At 65.6% G+C, this 10813-nt stretch carries 13 protein-coding genes; 4 read left to right on the plus strand and 9 right to left on the minus strand.

The genetic code is table 11. The features are described from left to right. From nagZ to RT662_RS00855, 4 genes are all read right to left on the minus strand, one after another. The coding region (nagZ, locus tag RT662_RS00840; RefSeq protein ID WP_313668325.1) for a beta-N-acetylhexosaminidase at nt 1–969 on the minus strand (969 nt) is incomplete at its 3' end. Further along, nucleotides 969–1817 (minus strand): SPOR domain-containing protein, encoded by an 849-nt coding sequence (locus RT662_RS00845; protein ID WP_313668326.1) that lies wholly within the window; start codon nt 1815–1817, stop codon nt 969–971. The genes RT662_RS00845 and nagZ, both read right to left, overlap by 1 nt. Beyond that, nucleotides 1817–3538 (minus strand): arginine--tRNA ligase, encoded by a 1722-nt coding sequence (gene argS, locus RT662_RS00850; protein ID WP_313668328.1) that lies wholly within the window; start codon nt 3536–3538, stop codon nt 1817–1819. The genes RT662_RS00845 and argS overlap by 1 nt, the downstream gene beginning before the upstream one ends. A gap of 93 nt (nt 3539–3631) precedes the next feature. After that, on the minus strand, nt 3632–4231 hold the full coding sequence (locus tag RT662_RS00855) for a J domain-containing protein (RefSeq protein ID WP_313668330.1): 600 nt from the start codon (nt 4229–4231) through the stop codon (nt 3632–3634). Nucleotides 4232–4422: 191 nt separating this feature from the next. On the opposite strand from RT662_RS00855, the gene RT662_RS00860 reads away from it, so the two are divergent. Together RT662_RS00860 and RT662_RS00865 are read left to right on the plus strand one after the other, a co-directional pair. Further along, entirely contained in the window at nt 4423–4920 is a 498-nt protein-coding gene (locus RT662_RS00860) for a globin (protein WP_313668332.1), read from the plus strand. Nucleotides 4921–4980: 60 nt separating this feature from the next. Beyond that, nucleotides 4981–5631 (plus strand): MIP/aquaporin family protein, encoded by a 651-nt coding sequence (locus RT662_RS00865; protein ID WP_313668334.1) that lies wholly within the window; start codon nt 4981–4983, stop codon nt 5629–5631. A gap of 24 nt (nt 5632–5655) precedes the next feature. Here RT662_RS00865 and RT662_RS00870 read toward each other — a convergent pair whose 3' ends face one another. The 4 genes from RT662_RS00870 to cpaB all read right to left on the minus strand — a co-directional run bounded on the left by RT662_RS00870 (nt 5656) and on the right by cpaB (nt 7547). Next, on the minus strand, nt 5656–5832 hold the full coding sequence (locus RT662_RS00870; protein ID WP_313668336.1) for a hypothetical protein: 177 nt from the start codon (nt 5830–5832) through the stop codon (nt 5656–5658). Nucleotides 5833–5887: 55 nt separating this feature from the next. Continuing rightward, nucleotides 5888–6034, minus strand: a complete 147-nt coding sequence (locus RT662_RS00875) for a hypothetical protein (RefSeq protein ID WP_313668338.1) — start codon at nt 6032–6034, stop codon at nt 5888–5890. 224 nt (nt 6035–6258) lie between these two features. After that, nucleotides 6259–6465, minus strand: coding sequence for a cold-shock protein (locus RT662_RS00880; RefSeq protein ID WP_022680866.1), 207 nt, complete (start codon nt 6463–6465; stop codon nt 6259–6261). A 227-nt stretch (nt 6466–6692) separates the two neighbouring features. Continuing rightward, complete coding sequence (cpaB, locus tag RT662_RS00885) at nt 6693–7547, minus strand: Flp pilus assembly protein CpaB (protein ID WP_313668342.1); 855 nt, start codon at nt 7545–7547, stop codon at nt 6693–6695. Nucleotides 7548–7837: 290 nt separating this feature from the next. Between cpaB and RT662_RS00890 the strand changes: the two genes are divergently transcribed. Further along, the gene (locus RT662_RS00890; protein ID WP_313668344.1) at nt 7838–8548 is read left to right on the plus strand and encodes a PEPxxWA-CTERM sorting domain-containing protein; all 711 of its coding nucleotides are present in this window, start codon (nt 7838–7840) and stop codon (nt 8546–8548) included. A 61-nt stretch (nt 8549–8609) separates the two neighbouring features. Here the strand turns inward: RT662_RS00890 and RT662_RS00895 are convergent, their stop codons facing one another. Then, the gene (locus RT662_RS00895) at nt 8610–10352 is read right to left on the minus strand and encodes an acyl-CoA dehydrogenase (protein ID WP_313668346.1); all 1743 of its coding nucleotides are present in this window, start codon (nt 10350–10352) and stop codon (nt 8610–8612) included. A 56-nt stretch (nt 10353–10408) separates the two neighbouring features. Between RT662_RS00895 and RT662_RS00900 the strand changes: the two genes are divergently transcribed. Continuing rightward, nucleotides 10409–10813: L-threonylcarbamoyladenylate synthase (locus RT662_RS00900; RefSeq protein ID WP_313668347.1), on the plus strand; the 405-nt coding region annotated here is incomplete at its 3' end.

A 10813-nucleotide genomic window follows, 5' to 3' on the forward strand; every position in this document is an offset into this window, starting at 1 on the left:
CCAGGCCATGGCGGCGGCGAGGCGGGTTGCAGCGGCTTCGCTCATCACCGGAGCGGCTTCGACGATGGAACGCATCTCGCCAAAATCGCCTGAACAATGCAGGGCGATATCGCAGCCGGCGTCGAGGCTGGCCAGCGCGCGGGCGCCGAAGTCTTGCAGCGCGTTGCTGCCCGGCGGGTGGCCGCCCGATTGCGGGTTGCCGAGCGCATGCATGCCCAGATCGTCGGACATCAACAGGCCACCAAAGCCGATGTCATTACGAATGAAATCAATCACATCGGGTGACAGCGTGGCGCAGCGTGCGGCGTCCAGCGCGGTGTAGGTGATGTGGGCTGTCATCGCCATCGGCGCATCGGCAAGGCGACGGAACGGCTCGAAATCGCGTTCCAGCTCGTCGCGGCTGGCGGTCACCACCGGCAGTTCCAGGTGGCTGTCCGCACGGGCGCGGCCATGGCCGGGGATGTGCTTGACGACGCCGCAGATGCCGCCGGCCTTGAAGCCATCCAGCACGGCCTTGCCCAGCGCGGAGACCACCATCGGTTCGGCACTAAAGCTACGATCGCCAATGATATCATGGCCTTGCAAGTCGCGCACGTCGAGCAACGGCAGGCAATCGACGTTGATGCCAAGGTCCCTCAGCAGCGCCGCCAGCGCCAGTGCGTTCAGGCGGCAGGCCTCGATCGCGGTGATCGGCGCCTTGTCGTAGAGCAGGCCAAAGCGTTCGCCGGTCGGGAACTCTGGCCAGTGCGGCGGTCGCACCCGGGCGACGCGGCCGCCTTCCTGATCGATCAGGATCGGCACGTCGCGGCCGGCAAGATCGCGCAAACTCTGGGTCAGCGCGCGCACCTGATCGGGCGAATCAACGTTTCTTTTGAACAGGATATAGCCAGCCGGATTGCTGCTGCGGAACAGCGCGCGCTCCTCGTCATTCAGGGTCAGCCCGGCGAGCCCGAGGAAAAGCGGCTGCATCACTTCTTCACCTCGCACGCGCCTTTCACGGCCAGAATGGCCTTGCAGGCGGCATCGGGATCAGCGGCCGTGCCGCGCACCCGCCACAGTATCTTGCCGCTCGACGAGGTCAGCTTCTGGATCTGCTTGCCTGTCAGCTTGGCCTTGCCGGACACCCGGGCCCATTCCTCTTCGGCCTTGGCCTCGCTGGAAAAGGCACCGATCTGCACCGTCTTGCTGCCGGTGGCTGCCGGCGCGGTGACGGGCGCTGGCGGCTTGGTGACGGCAACTGGCGGTTTGCTGGCGGGCGCTGGCGGCACGGCAACGGGCTTGGCCGGCGCCGGTTTCACGGCCACGGGCGCCGGCGGCGGCACCGCCGGTTTGGCCGGAAGCGGGCGGGTTGGCGGGGCAGCGGCCGGCCCGGCCGGCATCACCTGCACCTGCACCGGCTGGCCGGCGGGTGCGGCGGGCGGTGGCGGCGGCGCGCTGCCTGGCGGCAGCAGGTCGCGCGGGCGGCCCAGCGGTTCTTCGGGCAGGGCGCCCATGTCGATCACAGCGCCCGGGTTCTCGCCGCGCACGGCTTCGTGGATCACTTCGCCGTCGCCCTGCACATCCATGCCCTGGCGATCGGCGGGCGGCACCTTGTAGGGGCCGGCATCGGCTTCGATCAGCGGTGCCTGATCGGCTTCCATATAGCCCTGGGACGAGCCGCCATCGCGCCGGCCAAGCAGCATCAGCAGCGCCACGGCCGCGACTGCGCCCAGCGCCAGCACGGCGATGGCGATGTTGAGAAACGGCCGCTTCTTCGGTTCCGCCCGCAGCGGCGTCGCTTCAGCCAGCCAGGGGGCGTCTTCGTCCCTTTGCGCCATCAGTGCAATTCCTCGGCAGCGGCCACCCCGATCACCGCGAGGCCGTTCTTGATCACTTGCCCCACCGCGCGGGCCATGGCCAGCCGTGACGCGGTCAGATCAGGCCGATCGGCCAGCACGAAGCGACGGGTCGCATCATCATTGCCGGCGTTCCACTGGCTGTGGAAGGCCGCCGCGAGATCGCCGAGATAGAAGGCGATGCGGTGCGGTTCGCGCGCTTCGGCGGCCTGCTCGACGATGCGCGGGAAGTTGGCGGCCATCTTGACGACGTTCAGTTCGTCGGCATCGAGCAACGTCAGGTCAGGCTCCGGCAGCGCCACCCCGGCTTCGGCGACCTTGCGGCCCAGCGAGGCGATGCGGGCGTGGGCGTACTGGACATAGAATACCGGGTTGTCGCGGCTCTGTTCCACCACCTTGGCGAAATCGAAATCCATCATCGATTCCGGCCGCTTGGTGAGCATCACGAAGCGGACGACATCCTTGCCCACTTCTTCCACCACTTCGCCCAACGTCACGAAGGTGCCGGCGCGTTTGGACATCTTCACCGGTTCGCCGGCGCGCAGCAATTTCACCAGGTTCACGATCTTGATGTCGAGCGGCACGCGGCCATCAGACAGCGCCTTCACCGCCGCTGTCATCCGCTTCACATAGCCGGCGTGATCGGCGCCGAAGATGTTGACCAGCGCGTCATAACCCCGGGTCAGCTTGTCCCAGTGATAGGCGACATCGCCGGCAAAATAGGTCCAGTTGCCGTTGGATTTCTGCATCGCCCGGTCCTGATCGTCACCGAAATCGGTCGAGCGGAACAGGGTCTGCGGGCGGGCTTCCCAATCGTCGGCAGCGTCGCCTTTCGGCTTTTCCAGCACGCCTTCATAGATCAGGCCCTTGGACTTCAGCGTGTCGAGCGCGTCCTGCACCTTGGTGCCGAGCGAGGCTTCGGAGAAAAATACCGACTGTTCGATACCAAGCAGCGCCAGATCGGCACGGATACGCTCCATCATCAGGGCGACGGTGCGGCTGCGGAACAGGGCCAGCCAGTCGGCTTCGGGCGCGTTCACATGCGCGTCGCCAAACTCGGCGGCCAGCGCCTGGCCCACCGGCACCAGATAGTCGCCGGGGTAGAAGCCTTCGGGGATCTCGATGGCTTCGCCCAGCGCTTCGCGGTAGCGCAGGTGGGCGGAACGGGCGAGCGTATCGACCTGGCCGCCGGCATCGTTGATGTAATATTCGCGTGTCACGTCCCAGCCGGCATATTCCAGCAGGCCGGCGAGGGCATCGCCTACCACCGCACCCCGGCAATGGCCCATGTGCATCGGCCCGGTGGGATTGGCGGAGACATATTCGACGTTGATGCGCTTGGCCTGGCCCACCGTGGAGCGGCCATAATCGCTGCCGGCGCCGAGCATGGCGTTGATCTGTGCGTGCCACACGCTGTCGGCCAGCTTCAGGTTGATGAAGCCCGGCCCGGCGACTTCGGCAGCGGCAATGCCCGGCTTGGTGCGCAGAACCGCCACCAGCGCTTCGGCCAATGCGCGCGGGTTCATGCCCGCAGGCTTGGCCAGCACCATCGCGGCGTTGGTGGCCAGATCGCCGTGGCTGGCATCGCGCGGCGGTTCCACGGTGACGCTGGCATGGGACAGGCCGGTGGGCAGTGTGCCAGCGTCGGTCAGCTCAGCCAGCGCCGCCTTCAGAACGGCGGCATAGTCGGTAAACAGGTTCACGAGGGTCTGCTTTGCATGAAGAAACGGGATTGCCCGTTCCCTAACGCCAAGCAGCGCGTGCGTCTATCAGCTTGGGGTGCAAGCTGGCCCGGTTCAGGCGGCGGCGGCGTGCGGCCAGGCGCGCGGGCCCGCAGTGCCGGCGAACTGGGTGATGCGCAGCTTTTCCTGCGCCACGGTGCGCGACGTGCTGATCACATGATCCACCCCGGCGATGGTAATCGCCAACGATCCGGCGTCGGTGGTTTCGATCAGGCCCTTGGCCTTCAGATACCAGGCATGGAAATCAAAGGCTTCGGTGGTGCAGCCCAGCATGCGCTGCAGTTCATACTGGCCCACGCCCGGTTCCTGGGCGCGTTCGCGGCGGCGCTTGTACAGGTACAGCAGCACTTCGGCATGAACATCGGCATCGGACAGCGCGGTGCGCTCTTCAGCCAGGATTTCATCGTCGGCGGCAAACACGAAGCCGGTGTGGCTGCTGTATTGCGCATCATAAGCGAGGCGCTTGCCGTGATCCTTGAGCGCGCGATAGGCCTCGATCACCGCATTGAACATGTCGATGTCGGCGGTTTCCGGATGATCGGGGTGATAGATTTTCGCAAGGTTGCGATAGGCGATTTCCAGCGTGCGGTGATCGCACTCGGGATGAACCCGCAGGATCGCGTAAAAATCAACGAAGGGCCGCGCATCGTTCATTGGAGTATCCCCCACTCGAGCGCTGGCCCTACTCAAACACACCAACGCAACAACCAATGAAACACTTTGTTAAATATCGTCACGAAATTGTCAATGGCCAACCCGATAAAAAAGGGTTAACGCCGTTCCGGCGTTGTCCCTCTGCAAAACCGGCACTTGGCTTGGGCGCGCCAGCAGCGCAGCATGGGATCATGAAGAACCGCGCCGCCCTTGAAGCCAGCCTGGAGTTGGCCGTTGCCCGAATCGGCGATCCGCAGCCGGCCATCTATGCGCGGCTGTTTGCGCTGCACCCGGCCATGGAGGCTGAATTCTGGCGCGACACCTCCGGCCGCATCCGTGGCGAAATGCTGAACCGCAGTCTGGAGATGGCGCTCGATCTGGCGTCGCCTTACGCACCCGAAGGCGGCTGGGGCGGCGCCTTCCTGGGCACCGAAGCCATCACCCATGATGCCTATGGCATTCCGCGCGCCGTGTTTGCCGATTTCCTGCCCATCGTTGCCGCCGTGATCCGTGATGGCTGCGGGGATGGCTTCACGCCGGCCATGGCGGCGGCGTGGGATGTGGTACTGGATCGCGCCGCCGCCACGCTGGCGGCCCTGCCCGGCAGCAGCAATGAAGCGCGGGTGATCGATGTGGATGATGTGCTGCCGCCGGTGGGGGAGCGCGGCCTGCCCTTCCCGATGCGTTGAGCGGTTGACAGCCGCGCCAGCACTCCGATGATGGCGCCAACAACAAGGGCTGGGGGCAGCATGCGGGCGATATTGGTGGGCGAGGCGCTGGGCAGTTTCCTGCTGTTTGCCTGCGTGGTGGGATCGGGCGTGATGGCGGAGCGGCTGGCCGGCGGCAATGTCGCGGTGGCGCTGATCGGCAATGTCGGCGCGATCGCCGCGATGCTTTATGTGCTGATCGCCATGCTGGGGCCGATTTCGGGCGCGCATTTCAATCCGGCCGTCACCATCGTCACGCGGCTGCGCGGCGAAGGCAGCTGGGCCAGCGGGGCGGCGATGATGGCGGTGCAGCTGGTGGCCGGTGTGGCCGGAGTGTGGTGCGCGCACGCCATGTTCGATCTGCCAATCCTGCAGTTTTCCGGCCATGTTCGCGATGGCGCCGGGCAGTGGCTGGGCGAATTCATCGCCACCTTCGGCCTGCTGCTCACCGTGCTGCTCAGCGGGCGGTATCGGCCGGAAGCCGTGCCAGCCTGCGTGGCGCTCTATATCACAGCGGCGTGCTGGTTCACGTCGTCAACCAGCTTCGCCAATCCCACGCTCACCTTTGCCCGCAGCCTGACCGATACATTCGATGGCATCGCGCCGGCCAGCGTGCCGGCGTTCGTGGCGGCGCAACTGGTGGGGGCGTTGTGTGCGCACTGGGTTGATCGGGCGATGCACCCGGCGCCCTGAATCGGGCCCTGATTGGTGCCGATGTCAGGCCGGCAGGCGCTTGTCGCGCTCGGCCTGGGCGGCGATTTCCTTGTCGGCCAGCGTCTGCCAGGCGGCCTGCGCGCGCAGGAACATGTTGCGCTGATTGTCCAGCACGGCATCGGCCGCGTTGCGGGCGCATTGATCGATCTGCGTGGAGTAGAACAGGCTGGTGGCGCGCATGCTGTGATCCTTTGCGGGAACGCGGCCAAGGCGGGGGAGCTGGCCGGGTGGCTGGTCAACCCAGCTGATTAAGTACCAGCTGGCGCAGTTCGCTGCGGGTGAGGACCGGTGAACGGCGATGTTCGTGGTTGCCGTACTGAAGAGAAAGCGTGCGGCGCGCAGCCTGTTGGCGGCGGCTGTTTTCAATGGGGGTAATGGTCATCAAGATCCTGGCGCGGATGGGCGCCTGTTGTTCGGTGCAGTGCGGCGTTGCTGATTGCAGAGGGGGCCGCCCGCAGAAGGGAATTGGTTGGTGTGAACGGGCAGGCAGCAACCCTGCGCGGGTGTTTTCCAGGCCCTGGACAAGCCAAGGGCCGGAACGACCGCCGCGCAGGGGCGCCTCGAAGGGCGGGCAGCAGCCTTGCGGCGCTGCCCGGCCCCTGCCGCTTACGCAGCTTCGAGGTTGACAGCCGAGGTCTTGCCGCGGCGATCGGTTTCCAGTTCGTACTTGACGCGCTGGTCCTTGTTCAGGGTGCTCATGCCGGCGCGCTCGACGGCGCTGATGTGGACGAAGTTGTCATCGCCACCATTTTCCGGCGAGATGAAACCATAGCCCTTGTCGGCATTGAAGAATTTGACGGTTCCGGTGATCATGTGATGTTTTCCTTTCGCGAAAACAAGAAACCCGGCCGCAAATGCACGGCCGGAGCTGGTAGCGCGAGAAAGGAGAAGGAGCCGTTTTTCAGGCGTCAATTTCCGTCGCAGGCGACGATTAGCAACCCTCATGTGGGCGTCATTTGCAGCAAAGTCAAGGTCGGGCCGGATTATCACGATGCTGAGCCGTTTCTGATCAGTGGATTACCGGGGCTTTTCAATGCCAATCAGGGCAGAACAGCGGCCGGTGTGGCCACGCCGCCGGGCTTGCGCACCAGCCGGGTGGTGGCGCCATCGCTGAGGTCGCTCACCTGCACGGTTTGCAGGCGCACCCGTGCTTCGTTGCTGAACGGGCGCAAGGCCAGCCTGATCTCGCCGGTGGTCATGGCGAGCGTCAGCTTCTGCGCCTGCAACGGGTTCACTGCCAGCGTGACCGTTTTCACCACGCCGGGCTTTTCGCGGGCGATGTTCATGTCGCTGCCCACCGCCAGCACGCGGATATTCTGCGCCAGCAGATCGGCATAGGGCATCGCTTCATCGGGCTGGCGCACCAGGAACAGGTCCACCCGGTCGCCAGGGAACACCAGCCCCGAAACGCCGGCCACTTCGTTTACCTGCACCGCCAGCGCGCGCATGGTGGGGCCGAGCAGCGGTGCGGTGGAAAGCCGGGTGGCGCCGGCCACCAGTGCGGCTTCGATCACGATTTCATTGGCCGTGATGGGGCGCATCGCGGTGCGGCCCTGGCCCAGGATCAACGGATCGATGCGCGCGAAATGGCCCTTTGGCAGTTGCTGCGCCGGCACATCGACCAGCTTGAGCTTGTCCGGCGTCAGTCTCTCACCAAAGCCGATGGGCGCCGCGGCCACCACGGCTGGCGCCATTGGAGTCGCGGGTTTTGCGGCACTGCGACCTAGCCCGTGCGGCAGCCAGCGCGCCAGCATCATCGCCACCAGCAGCAGCGCACTGCCGGCGATCAGCATCCAGCGCGAGCGCTGCTGCACCCGGCTGTTGCGATCATCCCGCCCCCGCCAGGCCGGCAAACGGCGCGGCGCGCGATCCTGCCAGCGTTCCTCCACCCCCATGCGGCCACCTCCATCTGGAGGGTTAACGGGCGGGAGCGGGGGAGGGTTTAGCCGCTAGGCTGAAACGAGAGCCGTCGCTGGTTGTCCGCGACTCGGCCGCTGCCCGGAAGTGCGCTGGAATCTGCCGCTGGGGCTGCCCGAAATGGGAGCGATAAAAGCCAGGAACCCGCGATGCACAAGAAAAAACAATGGGTTGAGGTCATCCGTAAAAAACCGAAATTGCCGGTTCTGCCGCAAACGAGTCTGCTATCTGCGCTCGTTGAGCAAGATTATTGTGAGAGGAGGTCGTTATGTCATTCATTTCGAGCAAATTATCAGCAGTCGCGGCCATCGGATTGTTCAGTGTGGTCGTGGCAGCGACGCCGGCAATGGCATCGTCAACCATTGTCTATCAGGATCTGCCAACATCGTTGGCAACGCCGCCGAACATTTCGTACCACAATGCCTCCGGCCCGATCATCGCGGATGATTTTGTGCCGGTTGCCACTACGCATGTCAGCCAGCTGACATGGTGGGGCAGCATTTCCCAGAGCAACATGTGGGAAGTTGTTCTTCAAAACAACAATCCGGCCCTGGGCCAGCCCGCAATCACCCCTCCGGGTAACAATACAACTGGTGGTCTCAAGCAGTTTGTTGCCGCCAGCATGGTGGCGACCACCATTCCCGGTATCTACCGGTTTGATGCTCAAGTCGGTCCGGGCTGGAACATCAAGGCCGGAACCAATTACTGGCTGACGGTGGCCAATGCCGCGGATGGATGGAACTGGGCGCTGGCGTTGGGCGGTCCCACCATCGGTTCCGAGAATTTCAACGCGCACAGCAGCGTCGGCCCCGGCTGCGGGGACGGCGGCCCGCACTGCGGTCCGTGGACCGATCTGCACACCGACTTTTCGTTCCAGGTCGGTGGCGTGCCGGAGCCGGCGAGCTGGGCCATGCTGATCGTCGGCTTCGGCGCGGTCGGCCTTGCCTCTCGCCGTCGGCAGATCGCCGTCGCGGCCTGATCGGCGGTTCGTGTGCTTCTGGGGGCGGCCGGCAATGGCCGCCCCTTTCTTGTTGGCCGGCTCAGGCCGCGGCCAGTCCGTCTTCCGGAATCGCATACAGGAGCGCCGCGCCGCGCATCGCGCTGGCGGAAAGCGCCTGCACCTGCGGCAGCAGTTGTTCGGCAAAGAAACGCGCGGTGGCGCGTTTGGCGGCGGCGAACTGCGGATCGGGGTGGTGGCGAGAGGCCAGTGCCTGTTTGGCGAGCAGCCAGCCACCCAGCGTCAGGCCCATCAGGCGCAGATAGGGCGTGGCACCGGCGGCGACATCATCGGGGTTGTTGGCGCCGGCCAGCCAGATCGAACTGGTCTGGGCAGAATCCAGCGCGTCCTGCAGCCACGGGGTGATGAGCTTGAGTTCCTCATCCTCATCGAGATCAGACAGCGTGGCGCGGACTTCGCCGAGCAGGTCCTTCCAGTGCTGGCCGCCGTCCATGCCCAGCTTGCGGCCAACAAGGTCCATGGCCTGGATGCCGTTGGTGCCTTCATAGATCGGGGCGATGCGGGCATCGCGCAGATATTGGGCGGCACCGGTCTCCTCGACATAGCCCATGCCGCCGAAGATCTGGACGCCAAGGCTGGCGACCTCGACGCCGATATCGGTGGCCCAGCTTTTGGAGATGGGGGTGAGCAGATCGGCGAGGCCTTGCCCGGCCTTGTCGCCGGCATGGGCGCGATCGACAGCGGCGGCGTTCAGATAGACCAGCGCGCGGCTGGCTTCGGTGAGCGCGCGCATCGTCATGATGGTGCGGCGCACGTCGGCATGTTCGATGATGCGCACCGCAGCGGGCCCACCGCCGAACTTGGCGCTCTGCACGCGGGTGCGGGCATAATCCAGCGCGTGCTGCATGGCGCCTTCGGCAATGGCAACGCCCTGCAGGCCCACCTGCACGCGGGCGTTGTTCATCATGGTGAACATGGCGCGCATGCCGCCGCCTTCACGGCCGACCATCCAGCCGATGCACTGATCAAGATCGCCGAAACTCATCGTGCAGGTGGGCGAAGCGTGGATGCCGAGCTTGTGTTCAAGGCCAACGCATTTCAGATCGTTGCGGGTGCCGTCGGGGAGGAATTTCGGCACCAGGAACAGGCTGATGCCCTTGGTGCCGGCCGGGCTGTCCGGCGTGCGAGCGAGGACGAGGTGGACGATGTTGTCCGCCGCGTCATGTTCGCCCCAGGTGATGAAGATCTTGGTGCCCTTGATGCGCCAGCTGCCGTCAGCGTTGGGTTCCGCGCGGGATTTCAGCGCGCCAACGTCGCTGCCCGCGGTCGGCTCGGTAAGGTTCATCGTGCCGGTCCATTCACCGGTGACGAGCTTGGAGAGGTAGCGCTCCTGCAATTCCGGGCTGGCGTGGGCGGCGAGCGCCTCGATCGCGCCCTGGCTCAGCATCATGCACAGCGCAAACGCCATGTTGGCGCTGGTGAGCTGTTCCTGCACGGCGACCGCGACGGCGAAGGGCAGGCCTTGGCCGCCATGTGCTTCCGGCACGCCCAGCCCCGCCCAGCCGGCCTGCACATATTGGCCATAGGCCTCCACGAAGCCGGCGGGCAGCGTCACCACGCCGTCGTCCAGCTTGGCGTGGGCCTTGTCGCCGGACTTGTTGAGCGGCGCGAAGACGTTTGCGGCCAGCTTGCCGGATTCAGCCAGGATCGCATCCACCATGTCGGGCGTGGCGTTGGCATAGGCGGGCAATGCGGCGAGGCCCGGCAGATCGGCGATCACGTCGAGCACGAAACGCTGTTCGGTGGTGGGGGCGGTGTAGGGCATGGCCAGAGTTCCGTGCTGTTTCCGTTTTCGGTTCTGCACCGGTATAGACGCGCGAAATGCAGCCCGAAAGCCGCCTGTTGACGCCCGATCCCGCCGGCATTGCCGCAGCGGCCGATGTGCTGCGTGCCGGCGGGCTGGTCGCGGTGCCAACGGAAACAGTGTACGGGCTGGCGGCGCGCGCGGATGATGGCGCGGCCGTGGCGGGAATCTATGCGGCGAAGGGCCGGCCCAGCTTCAACCCGCTGATCGTGCATGTGGCCGATGTGGGGCAGGCCGAGACATTGGCGATCTTTTCGCCGCTGGCGCACGCACTGGCGCGGGCGTTCTGGCCGGGGCCGCTCACGCTGGTGCTGCCGCGCCGGGCGGATGCGGCGGTGGCGTCGCTGGTAACCGCCGGGCTGGAGACCATCGCGCTGCGTTGCCCGGCGCATCCCGTCATGCAGGCGCTGGTGCGCGCTGTT

This window comes from Sandarakinorhabdus sp., from assembly GCF_032115815.1.
GTDB lineage: Bacteria > Pseudomonadota > Alphaproteobacteria > Sphingomonadales > Sphingomonadaceae > Sandarakinorhabdus.

Bases quoted from the DNA above. Each gene is read 5' to 3' on its own strand.
- RT662_RS00890 (WP_313668344.1), top strand. From the start codon at position 7,838: ATGTCATTCATTTCGAGCAAATTATCAGCAGTCGCGGCCATCGGATTG.
- RT662_RS00855 (WP_313668330.1), bottom strand. From the start codon at position 4,231: ATGAACGATGCGCGGCCCTTCGTTGATTTTTACGCGATCCTGCGGGTT.
- cpaB (WP_313668342.1), bottom strand. From the start codon at position 7,547: ATGGGGGTGGAGGAACGCTGGCAGGATCGCGCGCCGCGCCGTTTGCCG.
- RT662_RS00875 (WP_313668338.1), bottom strand. From the start codon at position 6,034: ATGACCATTACCCCCATTGAAAACAGCCGCCGCCAACAGGCTGCGCGC.
- RT662_RS00860 (WP_313668332.1), top strand. From the start codon at position 4,423: ATGAAGAACCGCGCCGCCCTTGAAGCCAGCCTGGAGTTGGCCGTTGCC.
- RT662_RS00870 (WP_313668336.1), bottom strand. From the start codon at position 5,832: ATGCGCGCCACCAGCCTGTTCTACTCCACGCAGATCGATCAATGCGCC.
- RT662_RS00865 (WP_313668334.1), top strand. From the start codon at position 4,981: ATGCGGGCGATATTGGTGGGCGAGGCGCTGGGCAGTTTCCTGCTGTTT.
- RT662_RS00895 (WP_313668346.1), bottom strand. From the start codon at position 10,352: ATGCCCTACACCGCCCCCACCACCGAACAGCGTTTCGTGCTCGACGTG.
- RT662_RS00880 (WP_022680866.1), bottom strand. From the start codon at position 6,465: ATGATCACCGGAACCGTCAAATTCTTCAATGCCGACAAGGGCTATGGT.
- RT662_RS00845 (WP_313668326.1), bottom strand. From the start codon at position 1,817: ATGGCGCAAAGGGACGAAGACGCCCCCTGGCTGGCTGAAGCGACGCCG.